The 18,919-nt window shown below is 69.4% G+C and carries 18 protein-coding genes; 11 read left to right on the top strand and 7 right to left on the bottom strand.

Annotation, left to right across the window (positions count from 1 at the left end; translation table 11 throughout):
• Window positions 1-87 precede the first annotated feature (87 nt).
• Window positions 88-402 carry an alpha/beta hydrolase gene (locus ABZ707_RS19260; RefSeq protein WP_360175896.1) on the top strand — a complete coding sequence of 105 codons (315 nt, stop codon included), beginning with the start codon at window positions 88-90 and terminating at the stop codon, window positions 400-402.
• 78 nt (window positions 403-480) lie between these two features.
• On the opposite strand, the gene ABZ707_RS19255 is transcribed toward ABZ707_RS19260, so the two are convergent.
• Window positions 481-1,437 carry an NAD(P)-dependent alcohol dehydrogenase gene (locus ABZ707_RS19255; RefSeq protein WP_360175893.1) on the bottom strand — a complete coding sequence of 319 codons (957 nt, stop codon included), beginning with the start codon at window positions 1,435-1,437 and terminating at the stop codon, window positions 481-483.
• 125 nt (window positions 1,438-1,562) lie between these two features.
• Between ABZ707_RS19255 and ABZ707_RS19250 the strand changes: the two genes are divergently transcribed.
• The 3 genes from ABZ707_RS19250 (at window position 1,563) to ABZ707_RS19240 (ending at window position 4,227) form a co-directional block, all read left to right on the top strand.
• Window positions 1,563-2,252 (top strand): helix-turn-helix domain-containing protein, encoded by a 690-nt coding sequence (locus tag ABZ707_RS19250; RefSeq protein ID WP_360175890.1) that lies wholly within the window; start codon window positions 1,563-1,565, stop codon window positions 2,250-2,252.
• Window positions 2,253-2,361: 109 nt separating this feature from the next.
• Window positions 2,362-2,958, top strand: coding sequence for a dihydrofolate reductase family protein (locus tag ABZ707_RS19245; protein WP_360175887.1), 597 nt, complete (start codon window positions 2,362-2,364; stop codon window positions 2,956-2,958).
• Window positions 2,959-3,273: 315 nt separating this feature from the next.
• Window positions 3,274-4,227 (top strand): endonuclease/exonuclease/phosphatase family protein, encoded by a 954-nt coding sequence (locus tag ABZ707_RS19240; RefSeq protein ID WP_360175884.1) that lies wholly within the window; start codon window positions 3,274-3,276, stop codon window positions 4,225-4,227.
• A 25-nt stretch (window positions 4,228-4,252) separates the two neighbouring features.
• Here ABZ707_RS19240 and ABZ707_RS19235 read toward each other — a convergent pair whose 3' ends face one another.
• Together ABZ707_RS19235 and ABZ707_RS19230 are read right to left on the bottom strand one after the other, a co-directional pair.
• Window positions 4,253-5,557, bottom strand: a complete 1,305-nt coding sequence (locus ABZ707_RS19235; protein WP_360175881.1) for an MFS transporter — start codon at window positions 5,555-5,557, stop codon at window positions 4,253-4,255.
• 7 nt (window positions 5,558-5,564) lie between these two features.
• On the bottom strand, window positions 5,565-6,536 hold the full coding sequence (locus ABZ707_RS19230; RefSeq protein WP_360175878.1) for a DMT family transporter: 972 nt from the start codon (window positions 6,534-6,536) through the stop codon (window positions 5,565-5,567).
• Between the two features lie 138 nt (window positions 6,537-6,674).
• Between ABZ707_RS19230 and ABZ707_RS19225 the strand changes: the two genes are divergently transcribed.
• The gene (locus tag ABZ707_RS19225) at window positions 6,675-7,583 is read left to right on the top strand and encodes a LysR family transcriptional regulator (RefSeq protein ID WP_360175875.1); all 909 of its coding nucleotides are present in this window, start codon (window positions 6,675-6,677) and stop codon (window positions 7,581-7,583) included.
• Between the two features lie 79 nt (window positions 7,584-7,662).
• On the opposite strand, the gene ABZ707_RS19220 is transcribed toward ABZ707_RS19225, so the two are convergent.
• Entirely contained in the window at window positions 7,663-8,145 is a 483-nt protein-coding gene (locus tag ABZ707_RS19220) for a pyridoxamine 5'-phosphate oxidase family protein (RefSeq protein WP_360175872.1), read from the bottom strand.
• Between the two features lie 18 nt (window positions 8,146-8,163).
• Window positions 8,164-9,582 carry an MFS transporter gene (locus ABZ707_RS19215; RefSeq protein WP_360175869.1) on the bottom strand — a complete coding sequence of 473 codons (1,419 nt, stop codon included), beginning with the start codon at window positions 9,580-9,582 and terminating at the stop codon, window positions 8,164-8,166.
• 122 nt (window positions 9,583-9,704) lie between these two features.
• Between ABZ707_RS19215 and ABZ707_RS19210 the strand changes: the two genes are divergently transcribed.
• The 3 genes from ABZ707_RS19210 to ABZ707_RS19200 all read left to right on the top strand — a co-directional run bounded on the left by ABZ707_RS19210 (window position 9,705) and on the right by ABZ707_RS19200 (window position 13,155).
• Entirely contained in the window at window positions 9,705-10,658 is a 954-nt protein-coding gene (locus tag ABZ707_RS19210; protein WP_360175866.1) for a LysR family transcriptional regulator, read from the top strand.
• Between the two features lie 259 nt (window positions 10,659-10,917).
• On the top strand, window positions 10,918-11,817 hold the full coding sequence (locus ABZ707_RS19205) for an alpha/beta hydrolase (RefSeq protein ID WP_360175863.1): 900 nt from the start codon (window positions 10,918-10,920) through the stop codon (window positions 11,815-11,817).
• 285 nt (window positions 11,818-12,102) lie between these two features.
• The gene (locus tag ABZ707_RS19200; protein ID WP_360175860.1) at window positions 12,103-13,155 is read left to right on the top strand and encodes an ABC transporter permease; all 1,053 of its coding nucleotides are present in this window, start codon (window positions 12,103-12,105) and stop codon (window positions 13,153-13,155) included.
• A gap of 69 nt (window positions 13,156-13,224) precedes the next feature.
• Here the strand turns inward: ABZ707_RS19200 and ABZ707_RS19195 are convergent, their stop codons facing one another.
• The gene (locus ABZ707_RS19195; RefSeq protein ID WP_360175857.1) at window positions 13,225-13,677 is read right to left on the bottom strand and encodes a MarR family transcriptional regulator; all 453 of its coding nucleotides are present in this window, start codon (window positions 13,675-13,677) and stop codon (window positions 13,225-13,227) included.
• A gap of 112 nt (window positions 13,678-13,789) precedes the next feature.
• Here ABZ707_RS19195 and ABZ707_RS19190 point away from each other — a divergent pair, with 112 nt between their 5' ends.
• The 3 genes from ABZ707_RS19190 to ABZ707_RS19180 all read left to right on the top strand — a co-directional run bounded on the left by ABZ707_RS19190 (window position 13,790) and on the right by ABZ707_RS19180 (window position 16,914).
• The gene (locus tag ABZ707_RS19190; RefSeq protein ID WP_360175854.1) at window positions 13,790-14,707 is read left to right on the top strand and encodes an LLM class flavin-dependent oxidoreductase; all 918 of its coding nucleotides are present in this window, start codon (window positions 13,790-13,792) and stop codon (window positions 14,705-14,707) included.
• Window positions 14,704-15,330, top strand: coding sequence for a YceI family protein (locus tag ABZ707_RS19185; protein ID WP_360175851.1), 627 nt, complete (start codon window positions 14,704-14,706; stop codon window positions 15,328-15,330). Before ABZ707_RS19190 ends, ABZ707_RS19185 begins: the two co-directional genes overlap by 4 nt.
• A 372-nt stretch (window positions 15,331-15,702) precedes the next feature.
• On the top strand, window positions 15,703-16,914 hold the full coding sequence (locus ABZ707_RS19180) for a S8 family peptidase (RefSeq protein ID WP_360175848.1): 1,212 nt from the start codon (window positions 15,703-15,705) through the stop codon (window positions 16,912-16,914).
• A gap of 137 nt (window positions 16,915-17,051) precedes the next feature.
• On the opposite strand, the gene ABZ707_RS19175 is transcribed toward ABZ707_RS19180, so the two are convergent.
• Window positions 17,052-18,518 carry an aldehyde dehydrogenase family protein gene (locus ABZ707_RS19175; protein ID WP_360175845.1) on the bottom strand — a complete coding sequence of 489 codons (1,467 nt, stop codon included), beginning with the start codon at window positions 18,516-18,518 and terminating at the stop codon, window positions 17,052-17,054.
• Window positions 18,519-18,919 lie beyond the last annotated feature (401 nt).

Here is an 18,919-nt window from a genome sequence, read left to right as displayed (position 1 = left end):
ACTGCTGGAGACCGCCACCAGGCAGTTCCGCGAGACATTCGAGTTCTACCGCACCCCGCGCGGCCACCACCCCCGCGCGAACCAGGGATGGGTGCTGCGGTGCTGCGCGGCGTCGACCTGCTCGCCCAGTACGACTCGTACGCGATGATCCGGCTCATCTCGCCCCGTCCCCTGCTGGTGATCGTCGGTTCGGAGGCGGAGAGCGCCTACTTCAGCCGGGAAGCGATCGAGAAGGCGGCCGAGCCCAAGGAACTGGTCGTCATCGACGGCGCCACCCACATCGACCTGTACGACAAGGGCGCATATGTCACCCCCGCCGTCGCCAAGCTCACCGAATTCTTCGGCAAGCACCTGGCCGGCTCCCCTTCCGTACGGGACGGTGCCCCGGCAAACACCCCGTAGCCGCCCCGCTCACCCGACTGACACGGATAGGGGCGCGACGGCGGTTCCGAGGCCGCGCGGTCGCTGATGGCGGCGGTGTCACACGATCCGGATGATGTGTTTTCCCCGTACACCACCGGCCTCCAGAGCCCGGTGGGCGGCGGCGATGCCGGCAAGCGGGTGCACGGTGTCCACCACATGGCGGATGGCACCGCTCTCCACGTACCGGGTCAGCTCTGCGAACAGCTCACGCTGTGGGTTGCCGCTGAAGAAGCGCACCCTGCGCGGGCCGTGGGCGGCGGAGACGAGAATGTAGCCGACACTGGCAGGTATGTGATGGACGTCGAAGGCGATGGCCACCATGCGTCCGCCCGGCGCCAGCAGCCGCCGCAAGGAGCGGTGCCCGGTGCCGACGGTGTCCATGACGACATCGAAGGTGCCCAGGTCGGACAGGCGAGTGGTGGTGTGACCGATGGCCTCGTCCGCCCCCAGGTCCTTGACGAAATCAAGGCTCTTCGGGCCCGCCAGCGCGGTGACATGGGCGCCGAGTGCCTTGCCGAGCTGGACGGCGACACTGCCGACTCCGCCGCCGGCGCCACGCACCAGAAGACGTTCACCCGGCTTGAGCCGCGCCTTGACACGCAGCGCCGTAATGGAGGTCGTGCCGCCGACCGGAAGAGAGGCGGCCTGTTCAAAAGTGAGGTTCTCAGGGGCGAGGGAGACCTGCCTCGGGTGGACGGCCACGTACTCGGCCGCGCTGCCGAACCGGCGCGGCAGTGCGCCCCATACCCGGTCACCCTCGCGCAGCCCGCTGACGGCCGCGTCCACCTCGGCGATCTCACCGGCGAAGTCGATCCCCGTACGCTTGGGAAAGCGGCGGCCGGTCACCAGAGGCACCCGTCCGGCCCGTCCGTACGGTTCGCCCCCGTTGACACTGGCGGCGTGAACCCGCACCAGTACCTCGCCCCGCTTGCGGACCGGTACGGGGACTCTGCCCTCGTACAGCACCTCCGGGGGGCCGTACCGGTCGTAGAGCGCCGCGCGCATCTCGTTCATGTCTGGTCCTGTTCTCTGCTGCCCGGTGCCGGTGCGGCACACACAAGTGGTGGAGGCCGCCACTTGGATTTCCAGGCTAACGGCGTAACCGGTTGCTCCCCTCCACTTCCGTTAAAGTGAGAGACATGCCTGCTCAGCCCTCTCAAAAGGAAGAGGCCGACGCCGCCGGTTCCGACCGGGGCCCCGCGACGAGGGAGTTGCGCGCCGACGCCCGGCACAACCGCGAGCGCATTCTCCGGGCCGCCCGCGATGCCTATGCCGCTCACGGGATCGACGTGCCCATCTCGGCGATCGCCCGGCGGGCCGGTGTCGGCGTCGCCACCCTCTACCGGCGTTTTCCCACCCGTGCCTCGCTGGTGACCGAGGCGTTCGCCGAGCAGATGGAACTCTGCCTGGGGGTGCTCGACGAGGCGCTGGAGGACCCGGATCCCTGGCGGGGGTTCTGCTCCGTCATCGAGAGGGTGTGCACGATGCAGGCCGTCGACCGCGGTTTCACCGGTGCGTTCCTCTCGCAGTTCCCCGGCAGCGCCGACTACGACCGCGAACGCGCCCGCGCCGAGGAGGGCATCGACCAACTGGTGCGGCGCGCCAAGGAGACCGGGAAGCTGCGCCAGGACTTCGACCGCAGCGACATCACCCTCCTGCTGCTCGCCAACGGCGGTCTTGAAGGAGAGTCGCCCGAGGTCTCACTGGCCGCGTCACGGCGACTGGTCGCCTATCTCCTCCAGTCCTTCCGGGCCGACCACGCCGAACCCCTGCCCAGGCCCGCGCCGTTGGAACTCCGCCGGATCCATGAGCCCCCGCAACAACACTGAACCATGTGGCCCGGATCACCACCGTGTGATCGAGTGGCCGCGATGATTTCGGAGCGTCGCGGCGGTCTCAGTCACCGTAACTCCCCAACGAGGAACAGGAGCGGTCCCCATGCGCGTGGTGATCAGTGAATTCATGAGCCTGGACGGCGTTGTGCAGGCGCCGGGCGGACCCGAGGAGGACACCGACGGCGGCTTCGCCCACGGCGGCTGGTCGCACCCGTTCTTCGACCCGGAGGTGGTGGGCGGAGCCTTCGACAACGCGATGACCAATGCCGGGGCGCTGCTGTTCGGGCGCCGCACCTGGCAGACGATGGCCGCCGCGTGGCCCGAGCGGGCCGGTGACCCGTTCGCCGACCGGATGAACGCCATCCCGAAGTACGTCGTCTCCAGAACGCTGGACGACACCGGGCTGACATGGGAGAACACCACGCGCATCCCCGGTGACAAGGCCATCGGGCACATCCGGGAACTGCACGGGACCGACGGCGGCGACCTGCTGGTCATGGGGAGCCCCACGCTCGCACGTACTCTCCTGAGTGAGGGCCTGGTCGACGAACTCCGGCTCATGATCATGCCGGTCCTGCTCGGCGGCGGTAAGCGGATCTTCCTCGACGACGGTGTGCTGCGCACGCTGGAACTGGTCTCCACCGTCACCAGCGGCGCGGGTGTGAATGTGTGTACCTACCGGCCGGTCGCCAAGGCATAGACCGGGTCCGGTGCCGGGGCCGACCGTGGCCGCCGGGTGATCCCGGGGGCGCCCGCTCGTTCTGGCCGGCGCGTCCGCCGGGCCCCGGTTGTCTCCGCAGGTCTCGCCGCCGTACGGGCCGAGCTGCGCACCGGGCCCCGGCCCGTACGGCGGTACGCACGTGTCTCCGCTCCGCGTGGCGAGGCGCGGCCGGGAACCGGATCGGCGGTCCCGGCGTCGTCGTATCGTGCGGCTCGTGTTCGTGGCCGTGACACGCGTGGGCCGCACGGCAACGCGCGGACGGGGACAGGCGGGAAGGGCGGCATGGGGACAGGCATGGTGAGGTCCCGTTCGCGGTTCCTCGGTCAGGGGATGTGGGACCGTGTCCCGGTCCTGCTCGCTGTGCTGGTGGCAAGTCTGCTGGTCTTCCACACCGCGGTGCCGAATGAGGCCGGCAGGCTGGGAAGTCTTCTTGAGACCTTTCTTCCCTGGCTCGGGCTGAGCGTCCCGGTCCTCCTCCTTCTGGCCTTGCTGCGCCGATCGGTCGTCGTGTTCTGCGCGTCGTTGCTGCCCGTGGTGGCTTGGGTCAGTCTCTTCGGTGGCCTGCTGGTTTCCCGTACGGGACCGGCGCCGGACCTCACCGTGGTCCAGCACAATGTCAGCGATGAGAACCCGGATCCTTCGGGCACTGCCCGAGAGCTTCTCGGGCCCGGAGCCGGGCTCATCGCTCTGCAGGAGCTGACACCGCCCGCCCTGCCGGAGTTCGCGGCGGCTCTGGCGCCGGACTATCCCCATCACGCGACCGTGGGGACGGTTGGACTGTGGTCGAGGTTCCCTCTTGTCGATGTGCGACGGGTGGACATCAGGCCGGAGGGCATCGAGGAGGGCTGGGACCGTGGGATGAGAGCGACCGCCAGGACTCCGCACGGCGATGTCGCAGTGTATGTCGCCCACCTTCCGTCGGTTCGTATCGGTTTGAGTGGGGGCCTCACCTCGGCGAGGCGGGACGAGAGCGCCGCTCTGCTCGGGGCGGCGCTGGCCGCTGAACGGCTGGACAGGGTGATTCTGCTCGGAGACCTCAACAGCACGGTGGACGACCGCGGTCTGGCTCCGGTCACCGACCGACTGAACACGCCACGCTCCGGGTTCGCGTTCAGCTGGCCCGCGTCCTTTCCGCTGGCCCGGATCGATCAGATCATGGTGCGCTCGGGCGGCGTGGCACGTGTCTGGTCGTTGCCCGCGACGGGCAGCGACCACCTGCCCATCGCCGCCCGCGTCGGATTTGACTAGCCGCTCTTCCGTCGGCCTTCGTGGATCAGCCCGGGGCGTCCGGTGCGGCGCATCGCACGGCGGAGGATCGTTCTCGTACCGGACGCTCCGGCTGAACGCCGTCCTGCGGCAGTTCCCGGCGGGTGCGGACCGGAGAGAGGAAGACGGGCAGGAAAGCCGTCGCCACCACAGCGCCGCCCACCCACAGCGTGGTGTGCACGGTGGCCAGTTGGCCGATCACGCCCGCCACGGCGGAGCCGATGGCGAGAGAGCCGGTGAGCAGGAAGCGGAAGGTGGCGTTCATACGGCCGAGGAGGGAATCGGCTGTCATGTGCTGCCGCAGACTCACACCGAGCACGTTGTCCATCCCCGTCTTGAACATCGCCAGCGTCCAGCCGAATCCCGCCGCCCACAGCCAGGGGCCACGGTCGATGAGCGGTATGAGCAATCCGGCGGGCGCCAGACACAGCCCGGCGAGGCCCAGAGTGCGGCCGTACCCCAGACGCCGGGCGACGGGGCGGGCGCACCGGGCGCCGAGGAGCAGACCGACTCCGCCCACGGCCCAGAACAGCCCCAGGGCCCCGGCGGAGAGGCCGAGTTCGCGGACGAACAGCACGGGCAGCATGGTGTTGATGATCTGGTAGCCGAAGTTGGTGAGGGCCGCGGTCAGCGCGAGAGCCCGTAGCTCCCTGTTGCCGAAGACATGGCGCAGCCCTTCTCCGATCTGCGCCGCAAGCCGGGTGGGCCGGCCGGGCGGCGGCGCGGGGGACGCCGTGCCGCGGATGACACCGAGGCGCAGGGCAGAGGCCAGATAGCTCACGGCGGTGCACGCCACGGCCACGGGCGCCGTGAGGAGCTGGACGAGCCCGCCGCCCGCACCCCGTCCGGCCACATTGCCGACGGCTATGAGTGTCATCACCGCGGAGTTGGCCTGCACCAGACCGTCACGGCCGACCAGTTTCGGCAGCACGCTCTGCGAGCCGACGTCGAAGAAGACGGTGGCGCAGCCGTTCAGCACGACGACGACATACAACTGCCAGAGGGACAGGGTGTCCAGCCACCAGGCCAGCGGGACGGAGGCGGACAGCACCGCTCGTGCCAGGTCCGCGGTGATCAGCACCCGCGTATGGCGCATCCGGTCCACCCACGCTCCGGCGGGCAGACCGATGAGGAGAAAGGCGACGGTGCTCAGTGTGGCCAGCGCGCCGACCTGGCCGGGGCCCGCGTCGAGAGCGGACACGGCGATGAGAGGGACGGCGACATAGCCGATGTTGGTGCCGAACTGGCTGAGGCTGGTCGCGGTGAACAGTGCGCGGAAGTCGGCGTTCCGCCAGGGGGAGTTGGACTGCATGATCCGTTCATCCGGTGGTTGATCCGGTGGTCGTTCCGGTGGTTGATCCGGTGGTTGATCCGGAGATCGCTTCGCTCGGTGAGCCGGTGCCTCGCCGCTGTGCGGTGGTGACCTCGGCGGCAGGACCGGGGCTGTGTTTCCGGCCGCGCGTCAGTCCCACACCGAGGAGCACCACGGCCATCCCCGCGATGACGCGGAGCCCCAGCTCTTCGTCCAGCACGATCGCGCCCAGGGCCACCGAGACCACCGGTAACAGATAGCCGACGGTCGCGGCGGCGGTCGGGCCCTCGTCCGCGATGAGCTGGGAGTTGAGGTGGAACGTGATGCCCGTGCCGCAGATGCCCAGCACGACGACGGCGATCCACGCGGTGAGTGTGGGTGTGGCCGGGGCGCTGGGAGCCGCGGGGAGGACGGATATCGTCAGCCCGGTCGCCATGACGAGCTGGGCCGCCGAGAGGGCAAGCGGGGCGGTCTCCCGGCCGATGAGATGGCGGGCCATATAGGCGAAGGCCACGGCGTAACTGAGAGCCGCCGCGAGGAGGGCCAGCGCGCCCCTGCCGGTCAGGCCGGTCTGGTGCCAGGGCGCGAAGATGAGCAGAACGCCGGCGAAGCCGAGCAGGAGGCCGGTCAGCCGCAGCGGACGGAAGCCGCGCTCCATGCCGAGTACGACCCCAATGGCGAAGGACCACAGGGGAGTTGTGGCGTTGAGGACACCGGCGACACCGGAGTCGACGGTCTGTTCGCCGTAGCTGAAGAGAAAGAACGGCAGGGCGTTGCAGAAGAAGGCGGCCACGACGAGATGGCCCCATGTCCTGCGGTCGCGCGGCAGCCGCTGGCGGGCGGACCGCGCCAGCACCAGGAGGACCAGCGCTCCCAGCGCGCACCGGATGACGGTGATGTGGAGGGGCGACAGACCGCCGTCGAGGGCGACTTTTATCCAGAGGAAGCCCGACCCCCACAGGAGGGCGAGGACCGCCATACGTAGGAGAGTTCCGCGTGAGCCGCTGAGCACTGTCCGCCTCCCGGCAGGTGGTCCAAGGGGTCCTGGTCGTACGGTGCCTTGATGGCTGCTGTAAGACAAGCGAAAAGATCTGGAGGAAGAGTTAAGCTCTTCTATATGCTCGACAGACGGCGTATGCAGTTGCTGCGGGCGGTGGTCACCAGTGGATCGGTCACCGCGGCGGCACGGAATCTCGGATACACCCCCTCGGCGGTCAGCCAGCAGATGGCCGTGCTGGAGAAGGAAGCAGGCATCACCCTGCTGGAGCGGACCGGCCGAGGCGTGCGCCCGACGGACGCCGGGCGGCTGCTCACCGATTACGCGGCCGTCATCGACCGGCACTTCGCCGAGGCGGAGGTGGCGCTGGCCGAGCTGCGGGCCGGGCGCACGGGCCGGGTGGTGGTCCGCTACTTCGCGACGGCGGGCGCCACTCTGGTGGCGCCCGCCGTCGCGGCGCTCCGTCGCGGGCGGCCCGGTGTACAGGTCGAACTGAAGCTGAGCGATCCCGAGGACCCGCTGCCGGAAGTGCGGGACCGGCTGGCAGACATAGCGCTGGTGGTCCGGCCTCCGGCACAGCTCTCCGTCGATGGCATCCGGTTCGTGCGTCTGCTCGACGACAGGTACTTCGCCGTGCTGCCCGAGGGGCATCGGCTCACCGCCAAGCAGGAGCTCGATCTGACCGATCTCGCCGACGAGCCATGGGTCGGCAACGATCAGCCGGGCCCCTGTCTCGCCCCCGTTCTCGACGCTTGCGGTGCGGCCGGTTTCAGTCCGAACTTCGTGGTGGAGAGCGGCGATTACGCCACGGCGCAGGGGTTTGTCGCCGCCGGGCTCGGTGTCAGCCTGATCCCGGACATGGGTCTCGGCAGCCGCCACCCCGGTGTGGTCGTACGCCCGATCCGCAACCCGGAGCCGGTCAGAACGATCTACGCCGCGGTACGGGACACGACGCCCGTCCAGCCCGCCGTGCGCAGACTGCTCGACGCCCTGCGCGAGGCGACCGCCGTTCAGCGCGACGGGCGCTGACGAGGGCCCGGTCACGGTCGGCGCCCGCGCCGGCACACCACCCCGGCGACCGGGACCGCCGCCTGCCGGACGCATCGGCTCAGCCGTCGAGATACCAGATGGTGCTGCTCAGGTCCGAGCCCCGGACGAGCTGGATCCGCCAGGGATCGATACGGATCACGTGGTACTGGGGATCATCGGGGCCGCCGGGCCAGTACTGGACCGGGTCGTAACCCACCCCCGGCGGACCGCCCTTGAGGTACAGATCCCAGACATGCTGTCTGGTCTCCTTGTCCTCGGCCCAGGCCGAGAGACTGTCGACGAAGACGGCATCCTGACGGGGGCTCCAGTACGAGTACGTGGTGTGCGGATTGCCCGCGAGATGTGCCGTCTTGACGAGGGTCCGGTAGGCGGCGAGCCAGCCGATCGGGCGGCCGTCCACGACCTCCCAGACCGGCAGCAGCACCCGGGCCCGTGGGCGGTTCTTCCCGTCGACGGTGATCATCGTGGCGTATTTGATACTGCGGACATAGCTGAAGAAGGTCTCTCTGATGTCGGCGAAGTCAGTGGCTTTGGCGGTCATGAACGGCTCCTTGCGCGATCAGTGGGGAGCGGGTGTGCCGGCCCGGCCCGGGACGTCGTCGTGTGCGAGTGCCTTGCCCCTCGGCGACCGCAGCCCGAAAACACTGACCAGGAGGGCGAGCAGAGCGGCGGCGAGCGGGACGACCAGGGCGGCGTGGTAGCCGTCGAGCAGGTCCGCCGGCGCGTCCGAATCGGTCGCCGCCACATTGACCGCGGTGACGGTGGAGAGCCCGAGAGCGGCGCCGAACTGGAAGGAGGTGTAGAGCAGGCCGCCGGCCAGCCCCTGCTCCCGCTCCTCGACACCGTCCAGGGCGACGATGGTGAGAGGGCCGTAGGCCAGCGCGAAGGCGAGGCCAAGGGTGATCAGCGCCGGGAACATCACCGGATACGTCCAGTCCGCCCCGACGGGCAGGAACAGGGCGTACGCGAGCGCGGCCAGCAGCAGTCCGCCGGAGATCACCTTGGCGTTGCCGAACCGGCGCACCAGCCTGGGGGTGAGTGTGGGCGAGAGGATCGCGTCGATGCCGATGACGATCATCGCGAAGCTCGTCTGCAGCGTCGACCAGCCGCGCAGTTCCTGGAGGTACAGCACCACGATGAACTGGAACCCGAAGAAGCCGGCCGCGAACAGCAGCCCCGCGAGGTTGGCCCGGACCAGCGAACTGTTGCGGAGGATGCCCAGGCGCACGAGCGGGGAGGGCGAGCGCCGCTCGACGGCGACAAAGGCCGCGAGGAGGACCAGACCCGCCGCCAATGTCCCGAGTGTCCAGCCGACGCCCGTGTGAGAGGCGCGTTCGACGGCGAGGACGAGCAGCACGATGGCGCCGGTGATGCTGACCGATCCGGCCAGGTCGACGCCCTGTCCGGCCCGGTCCGTCCGGGGCGAGCGCGGCAGGAGCGCGAGCGCGGCGGCCAGGATGACGGAGGACAGGACGACCGGGGCGAAGAACACCCACCGCCAGTCGGCCGCCGCGAGCAGCCCGCCGACGACCAGACCGATCGAGAAGCCGCCCGCGGCGGTGCCGGAGTAGACCAGCAGGGCCTTGTCGCGCTGCGGGCCCTCGGCAAAACTCGTCGTGATGATCGAGAGCCCGGCCGGGGTCATGAAGGCGGCGGCGACGCCGGTGACGAATCGCGCGACGATCAGCGTCCAGCCGTCGGTGGCGAATCCGCCGAGGCCGGAGAAGAGCAGGAAGACGGTGAGCCAGAAGACGAACATCCGGCGCCGGCCGAAGAGATCGGCGGCCCGCCCTCCCAGCAGCATGAAACCGCCGTAGCCGAGGACGTACGCGCTCATCACCCACTGCAGCTCGCCGGTGGACAGGCCGAGGTCGGAGCGGATGGACGGCAGGGCCACATTGAGCATGGCCACGTCGATGCCTTCCAGGAAGATCGCACCGCACAGGACGAACAGCACGCCCCAGTCACGCGCACTCATCTGAATTCCTCGATGGTGTAGGGAAGTTCTTGGCCCCACCACCATCGATCAGCCCCGGGGAAGGGAACAACGGGGAAGGCCGCAACGTTCGTTCAGCCAGGCTTACCGATCTGGGGACATCCATGGAACGCGTTGAACTGGAATGCTTTCTCATCCTCGCCGAGGAGCTGCATTTCGGCCGTACGGCCGACCGGCTGCGTCTGTCGCGGGCCAGGGTGAGCCAGCTCATCCAGCGTCTGGAGCGCCGCGTCGGCGCCCCGCTGTTCGTCCGTACGAGCCGCCGCGTCGCCCTCACCGCCCTGGGCCGGCAGCTCCGCGACGACCTCGAACCGCACCACCGCGCGGTGGAGGCCGCCGTCGCGCGGGCCGCCGCGGCCGCGCGCGTCATCAACGGGGTGCTGCATGTCGGGTTCTCCGGGCCGCCGGCCGGGGAGATCGTGATGAAGGCCGCGGAGGCGCTGCGCGCCAGCCACCCGGAGCTGGGCGTCGAGATCTGCGAGGTGCCGCTCTCGGACCCGTTCGGGCAGCTGCGCAAGGGCGAGTTCGACGTCCAGCTCTCGGAACTTCCCGTGCGTGAGAAGGATCTGGGCGGGGGGCCCACGCTGCTCATGGAGGAGCGCGTACTGGCGATCTCCAGCGCGCACCCGCTGTCCGAGGGAGAGAAGGTCTCCCTCGAAGACCTGGCCGGTGTGCCGCTGCTGACCATCGCCGGCGAGGTCCCGGACTACCGCCTGGAGCACCAGGTGCCGGCGCACACGCCCAGCGGCAGACCGATCGGCCGGGGCCCGGCGGTCACCAATATGCAGGAGGCCCTCATGCTGGTCGCTGGCGGCAGGGGAGCGCTGCTGTCGGCCGCGCACACCGCCACGTACTACACCCGGCCCGGTGTCTCGTATCTGCCGTTCGAGGACGCCGATCCCATCGGATACGGCCTGGTGTGGCGGGCCGGGGACAACACCGGCGCCGTCCGGGTCTTCGCGCGCACCGCGCTTGAGGTGGTGCGGGACGCCGCGCGGGGCGATCGTCGCGCTGCGGTGCCCTTCCAGCGCGCTGGGGACGGAGCCATTTCCCTGTGACGCGTCGTCCCGGGTCATCCATGCGGCCACCTGGATGGCCTACACCATCGGGGACAACGGTCTCCTTGCCCGCCGGTGACACGGGGTGCGGCTCTTCCGGCGCGGGACTCGTGCCGGAAGGAGTGCGCCGTGGTCAGCACGGCGCGGGCCGCTCTGTGGCGGCCGGAGATCTCCGGCTCGCCGGATGCGGCGCCGCGCCCCACTATGAGTCCCACGGCGTCTGCCCCAGTGACGCAGCTACAAGCCGGGAGGTTCTTCCATGGCCTGCCACGTGTCGCGCAGTTCGTTGCGCCTCGCCGCGATCGTCACGTCGCTCTGCACATGTCTCACAGCCGCCGCGCTGACGACATCGAGCGCGTCCGCGGCCCAAGAACACAACGCCTCCACGTCGCTCGTATCGGAACTCGCGGACTGCAAGGCACCGAAGACGGGAAAGCCCACCGTCGTCCTCATCCACGGCGCCTGGGCCGACACCTCGAGCTGGAGCGGCGAAGTGAGGCTGTTGCGGGAGGCAGGCTATCCCGTACGTGCCATCGGCAACCCACTGCGGGATCTCACCAGCGATTCCCGGACGGTCGCCGAGTTCCTCCGCACCATCAAGGGCCCGGTCGTGCTGGCCGGCCACTCCTACGGCGGTTCCGTCATCACCAACGCGGCGGCCCAGACCGACAACGTCAAGGCTCTTGTCTACGTCGACGCCGCGGCGCCGGCGATCGGCGAGACCACCGGAGAACTCAGCGGCGAGACATCGGCCCTCAACACGTCCCCTCCCGAGGAGCTGTACGACAAGGTGCCGTATCCGGGAGCGCCAAGTGGCGCGGCGGACCTGTACCTGAAGAAGGACGTCTTCCTGAAGAACTTCGCGGGGGACCTGCCGGCCGGTCAGGCAGCCGACCTCTGGGCCACGCAGCGGGCCGCCTCCAGCGCGGCGTTCAGCACACCGTCGAAGTACGAGGCGTGGAGGAAGATCCCTTCCTGGTACTTCATCAGTACCGGCGACCAGATCATCACTCCGGAGTCCGAGGAGATGATGGCGCGACGGGCGCACTCCAAGGTCACGAAGTTCCAGGGCGGTTCTCACCTGACGCTCATCTCTCATCCGGACGCCGTGTCCTCGGTGATCGGTTCGGCGATCTGCTCGGTCCGTGGATCGCGCTGACGCCGAGGACCGATCCGCGGATGTGGTGAAGGGGCGCCTGACGGGCTTCGGTCCTGGTCGGGCGCCCTTTTCCGGTGTCAGGCCGTAGCCGCGCCTCCCCGGCGTGCGCCTCACCGGCCGGGTGTGGCGCACGACGAGCTGTGTATAGTTCGTTGCGCAACGAACTAAACATCCTGTCTCGCTGTCGGGCTCACTTTCTCCGCCGATGAGGCTCTCCCCTTCCGCTTCACCGACGTCGGAAGCCCTCGCGCTCGGCCCGGCTCGCTCACCAGCAAGGACCACGACATGCCCGTCACGCCCATCGGAACCCGCGGCACCGAGGACCGTTCCCTGCCCGCCATGGGGCGCCACATCGGGTCCGCTCCTGTCCGGACGGGGCTGAGCGGAAACAGAGCGGTGTTCGCGCCGGTCGCCATAGTGGTGGTGATCGGGGCGATCTTCATCAGTGTGTATCTCGCCGCCTTCCACGCGCCGGTGCCGCGCGATCTGCCCGTCGCGGTCGTCGGCACGGCTGCCGACGCGGAGCGCATGGAGGCACTGCTGAGGGACCGGGCTCCCCATGCCTTCCAGGTCGGAGCGCTGCCGGACGAGAGCGCGGGGCGCGCCGCCGTCGAGCACGGCGAGGTCTTCGCCGTCTACGAGCCACGCGCCGCGGCCGGTCCTCGGGTGCTCTACGCCGGTGCGCACGGTCCGTCGGTCACCGGCCTTGTGACGGACGCCTTCGCCCGGGCCGCCACCGACGGCGAAAGGCCGGAGAGCCTCGATGTCGTCCCGGCATCACCCCGGGACACCCGTGGACTCGTTGTGTTCTACACGACATTCGGCCTGGTGTTGTCCGGCTATCTGTTCGGCATCATGACCTACCAGTTGGCGCCCCGCATCGCGTTGCGCCAACGGCTTGCCAGCCTGGCCGTGTTCGGGGCCGGCGGTGGAGTGGTCGTGGCGGCCGTGGTCCGGGCCTTCGATGTACTGCCCGCGCCTTTTCTCGGTGTCGCCGGTCTGGTGGCACTGGTCGCCCTCGCCGTAGGGGCCGCCACCATGACCCTTGTACGCACCTTTGGTGTTGTCGGTTCCAGCAGTGCGGCAGTGTTGTTCATGACCCTCGGCAACGCGACCAGCGGTGGGAGTCTGCCCGCGTACTTCCTTCCCGGCTGGCTCCACCCGTTCTCCTTCGTCCTGCCCGTCGGGGTGGGGGTGCGGGCCGTCAACGGCCTGGCGTTCTTTCACGGGGACGGTGTGGCCAGGGCCGTGGCGGTACTGAGTGCCTGGACGCTGGCAGGCGTCATCGGTCTCCGGTACCGCGAGAGGGCCCTGGGGCGCCGGACGGAGGGGCACTGAGCGAGCCGGTTCCGGAGGCGGGCGGACCAAGTGCTTCCGCCCTTGGTCCGCCCGCGTGCGCCTGCCGCGTCACCTCCGGGCGGCACCGTGCACCCGGTGCATGAACTCACTGACGGGCAGCGCCTCTTCGGGCCGCAGGTACCGCGTGAAGTGATGCCTGATGCCTTCGAGGTGGATGCGTGAGGCTTCGGCGAGCCGGCGGCGCCCGTCGTCGGTGAGCACGGCATGGACGACACGGCGGTCCTCCGCCGAGTGCAGCCGCTCCACCAGACCGGCCTTGTCCATACGCTCCAACAGGCGGGTCAGGCCGCCGGTGCTGTAGACAATGGCGTCGGCGAGGTCGCTCATGCGCATCCTGCCCTCGCGCGACTCCGACAGCCGCAGCAGCACGTCGTACTGGGACAACGTGAGCCCCGCCCGCTCACTCATCTCCCGCTCCATCGCGCGGGTGATGTGGTGGTACGCGAGGATGAAATCCCGCCATGCGCCCAGGGCCCGCCGGTCCAGTTCGTCGTCGTGCATACATCGGCTCCGCTCCACCCGGGAAATATATCTGTACCCACAATAGTTGCACCGGCAGATACATCGGAGCGCCGGCGCCGACACAGCCGGCGCGCACAGCAGGGAGAAGACCATGGGAATCCCGACCGGTTCCGTCGGACTCAACATCGACCCCGCCGCCACGGGCCTGGAAACAGCACGTCGGCTGGCACACCGCGCGGACGAGTCCGGGCTCGACTTCGTCGGCGTGCAGGACCACCTCTACCACCCGGAGTTCCTCGACGCCTGGACACTGATCACCTCGCTGGCGGCCACCACGCGGCGCGTGACCTTGATGACCAACGTCGCCAACACGGTGCTGCGGCCGCCGGCGCAACTGATCAAGGCCGCCTCCACACTCAGCACCCTGAGCGGAGGCAGAGTCGTCCTCGGCGTGGGCGCGGGAGCCGCGCCTCCCGCGACCGCGGCGTACGGCGGACCCCAGTACAGCCCGGCCCAGGCCACCGGCGCCTTCGAGGAGGCCATGCAGGTGATGAAGGCCATGAGCGACCCGGCGCGGCGCTCCGTACGCTTCGACGGGAAGTACCACCACATCAGCGGCGCGCACCCGGGACCGTTTCCCGCCCAGCCAGTCCCGATCATGGTGGGCTCCTACGGGCCCCGCATGCTCAGGATCACCGGACGGCTGGGTGACGGCTGGCTGCCCACCAACGGCTACGCCCCGCCGGAGCGGGTGCCGGAGCTTCAGCGGGTGATCGACGAGGCCGCCACCGCGGCGGGCCGTGACCCGAGGTCGGTTCAGCGGATCTACAACGTCATGGGAACCATCACGGGTGACGGCAGCCCCGTCTTCGAGGGGCAGAACCTTGTCGGCCCGCCCGGATTCTGGGTGGACACACTGCTCCGGTACCGCGAGGAACTGGGCTTTGACTCCTTCCTCTTCTGGCCCGTCAACGCGGACAGCGAGGCTCAGGCGGCACTCTTCGCCGAGAAGGTCGCCCCGCGTGTCCGGCTCCCTCGTCAGCCCTTGGACCAAGGAGCACAGCGGTGACCGTCTCGCCGACCGATCCCGCGACCACCGACGTGACCCCGGCCACGCCGCCCACCGGGACCTGGCACATCGATCCGCTGCACTCCAGCGTCGGATTCGTCGCGCGGCATCTGGGGTTTGTGCGGGTCCGCGGCCGCTTCTCGGACGTCGAGGGCACTCTCCACATCACGGACCCGGCCGAGGACTCCAGCGCCGAGGTGCGCGTCGCCACGGCGACGGTCGACACCGGGGTGCCCGCGCGCGATCGGCACCTCCGCTCGGCGGAGTTCTTCGATTCCGCGAACCATCCCGTCATGGAGTTCCATGGTCACAACGTCCGCCGCGAGGCCGGTCACTGGTCCATGGACGGCGACCTCACCATCGCGGGTACAACCCGGCCGGTGACGCTCGTCGGTGAATTCCTTGGCGAGGACATCTTCCCGTTCACAGGAGGACGCCGTCTGGCCTTCACCGGGCGCGCCAGGGTCGACCGCCGCGAGTTCGGAGTCTCGGGGCTGCCGCCGCTGCCGGGAGCAACGATCTTTGTGGGGGCGGAGGTTGATATCGAGCTGGACATCAGCATGGTCGAGCACGACGTCCGTCCTTTCGCCGAACAGATCCTGGGGCGCCGGCTCGCGGTTTAGAAACAGCCCGGCCGCCTCACGGTGATCCGGAGCAGTACGGCGCCTCCGCAAGGCCATGGCCGGCCGTACCCCACATCGCGCGGGGTACCGGGCCCGGACCCCGCACACGCCGGTGGTCGACAACTCACCTTTCGTGCACGGCATCTGAGGGCCAGTCACCAAGGGACTTTGGCTGATTGATTGCCGAGTTGTGACGCCCTGGAAACGCACCGTAACGCTCCATGTCCGGGTCATGACATCTCCCGGATACACCTTGTTGCCCTCGAACGGCCCGGTCCATCGTCGTTGTGCGGCGTCCGACTCCCGTACGCCGCAGCCGAGTTGAGCGCGCACAGCACAGCGGCGCGCCACCGATCGAGGAGGACCAACTCCATGGCAGCAGCGCGTACCCCCCAGCGGCGGCTCGCCACGGCAATCGCCACAGTGGCGACCGTGGCGGCGATCGTCGGAGCAGGCACCGCGCTTCCCGCCCAGGCCGCACCGGCCGAGGGCAGAGTCCTGCACGCCGGCGCCGCCGAGGCGATCAGCGGCAGCTACATCGTCACTCTGAAGAAGACGGCGGGCTTCAAGGCCTCCGCCGCGCAGGGCAAGGAGCTCGTCGCGGAGTACGGCGGCAAGGTGAACCGGACCTACACGTCCGCACTGAACGGCTACGCCGCCACCCTCAGCGCCACGGAGGCCAAGCGTCTGGCGGCCGACCCCGCCGTCGCCTCGGTCGAGCAGGACCAGAAGGTCTACGCCACCGGTACGCAGACCAACGCCCCGTGGGGCCTGGACCGCGTCGACCAGGCGAACCTCCCGCTGAACGGCACCTACTCGTACCCCGATTCGGCGGGCAGCGGGACAACCGTATATGTCCTGGACACCGGTGTTCGCATCACCCACCAGCAGATCGCGGGCCGGGCGTCCTACGGCTACGACTTCGTCGACAACGACGCGACCGCCCAGGACGGCTACGGTCATGGCACGCACGTCGCTACAACCGTCGCCGGTACGACCTACGGGGTGGCCAAGCAGGCGAAGATCGTCGCCGTGCGGGTCCTCGGCAATGACGGCTCCGGTACGACCGCCGGTGTCATCGCGGGCGTGGACTGGATAACCGCCAACCATGTCGCTTCCTCCGTGGCCAATGTGTCGCTCGGTGGCGGAGCCAGCACAACGCTCGACAACGCGGTGAGGAACTCGATCGCGTCCGGGGTCACCTACTCCATCGCGGCCGGCAACGCGGGTGCCCCCGCGGCGAATTACTCGCCCGCCCGTGTGCCCACGGCGATCACCGTGGGCGCCACCACCAGGACGGACGCGCGGGCCTCGTACTCCAACTACGGCTCCACCGTGGACATCTTCGCTCCCGGGTCCGCCATCACGGCGGGCTGGAACACTTCCGACACGGCCACCTTGACCGGCGACGGCACCTCCTTCGCCGCCCCGCACGTCTCCGGCGCCGCCGCCATCTACCTGACGAACCACCCCGGCGCCTCGCCGGCGGCCGTGGCCACCGCGCTGACCAACGGCGCGACGTCCAACGTCCTGTCCGGCGTCGGCTCCGGCTCGCCCAACAAGCTGCTCAGGCTCGTCCCGTAACAGCGCTTCGCGAGGCGTACACGCCTCGTGCTTGAGTCCCGCCGCTCAGGGCCCGAGCGGCGGGACTTCCGCGTGGCACCGGACATCCCGGCTCCCGGTCGGCGGCCGAACCGCGCGAGGCCGGCCGCCACGGGGCATCAGGCGGCGCGGGGAGCGGGGTGGACGATGTGTTTGGTCTCCTGGAACTCCTCCAGTCCGCGCACCCCGTTGAGGCGGCCGACTCCGCTCTGCTTGAAGCCGCCTTCCTCCATCTGGTCCACGATGACGGCCCAGGTGTTGGCCCAGACCGTGCCGGCCTCCAGCTCACGGCCGACCCGCAGCGGCCGGTCGACATCGCGGGTCCACACACTCGCGGCAAGCCCGTAATCGGTGGCGTTGGCACGCGCGATCGCGTCGGCCTCGTCGTCGAAGACCTCGAAGGTGGCGACAGGCCCGAAGACCTCCTGCTGGACGATGGGGAGCTGGACGTCGTCCGTCTCCACCAGGCTCGGACGGTAGAAGGCGCCCGCGGCCAGCGGGCCCTCCGTGACGACACCGCCACGTACCAGAATGCTGGCGTAGGCACCGGCGTCAGCGACGATCCGGTCCACACGTTCGGCGTTCGCCTTGTCGATCAGCGGGCCCATCTGGCTGGCCGGGTCGGTGCCCGGTCCCACACGTACCGATTCCAGCGCGGCCGAGAGCCGGGTGCGCAGCTCGTCGGCGATGCCCCGCTGGACCAGAATCCTGCTGCCGGTCATGCAGAACTGGCCGGTGAACGTGGTGATCGCCGCGGTCAGGACGGGTACGGCCGCGTCGAGATCGGCATCGTCGAAGACGATCATCGGCGTTTTGCCGCCCAGTTCGAGTGATACGCCCTTCAGGTGCCGGGAGGCGTCGGACATGATGCTCCGTCCGACCCCGGTGCTGCCGGTGTAGCTGATCACGTCCACGCCGGGGTCCGCGACAAGCAGCCGGGCACCCGCGCTGCCGGATTCGGTGAAGGTGTTGACCACCCCGGCGGGCAGGCTCCTGGTGGACCGCAGGATCTCGTAGAGCAGCCCGTTGGTGAGGCCGGTCTGGCCCGGCAGCTTCATCGCGACGGTGCAGCCGGCCGCCAGGGCCGGTGCGAAGGAGCGTACGGACAGGATCATGGGGGAGTTCCAGGGGGCGATGACCCCGGCGACCCCGGCCGGCTGGCGCAGTGTCATCGAGTACAGGCCCGGCTTGACCTCGGCGGCCCGGCCCGAGTCGGTCAGGGCCAGCGCTCCGTAGTAGCGGATCTTGGAAATGGTCAGATCGATCTCCAGAGTGGCCTCGGGAAGGATCTTTCCGTTTTCGAGGGAGAGGAGCTCGATCAGTTCCTCGCGCCGTTCCGTCATCCTGTCGGCCAGCTCGAACAGTGCCGTGGCGCGCAGATCACGGTCGCGGGCCCAGTCACCGGCGCGGAAAGCGCGCCGGGCGGCGTCGATGGCGGCCCTGGCCTCGTCCGCACCTCCGTCGGCGAAGGTGCCCAGCACCGCCCCGGTCGCGGGGTTGAGCGATTCGGTGGACTTGGCGGAGTCAGTCCAGGCCCCGTCGATGAGATTCCGAGCGTGTACCGGGCGAGGGAAAGAGGGGGACATGAAGGTGTCTCCTGGCAGTGAGTGTGCCGGTGGATGGTGAGTGGATACGGCTGTCCGCCGCGTGGGGCGTCCGTTCGGGGCGTGACCGAAACGCGAGAGTGTGTGCGCTTCCGTGCGCGCCGGTCCGGTGCCGCTCCCGGGGTTCCGGACCTCCAGCAGCCCACCGTGCCGGCTCGTCCGCAGTCGGGCGGACAGCGCCGACGCGCCCTGGGAGTAGCCAGCTCACCGTGCGCCGGATTCTTGGATTTCTATGGCGGGCGGAGCTGGATATTCGCTGGCAGGAGGACCATAGTCTCTGGAGATCGTTCGTTACGCAACGAATGGTAGCACTCGTATTTCCTGGCGCCTCGCTGAGTGGTCCCCCTTGTTTCTGGGGGGAGGCCCGACGGGGGGGGCGGTGG

Origin of the sequence: Streptomyces sp. NPDC006923 (assembly GCF_040635655.1) — a bacterium.
Lineage (GTDB): Bacteria > Actinomycetota > Actinomycetes > Streptomycetales > Streptomycetaceae > Streptomyces.
The sequence above is the reverse complement of the archived record's forward strand: the minus strand, read 5'-3'. Positions and strand labels throughout refer to the sequence as shown.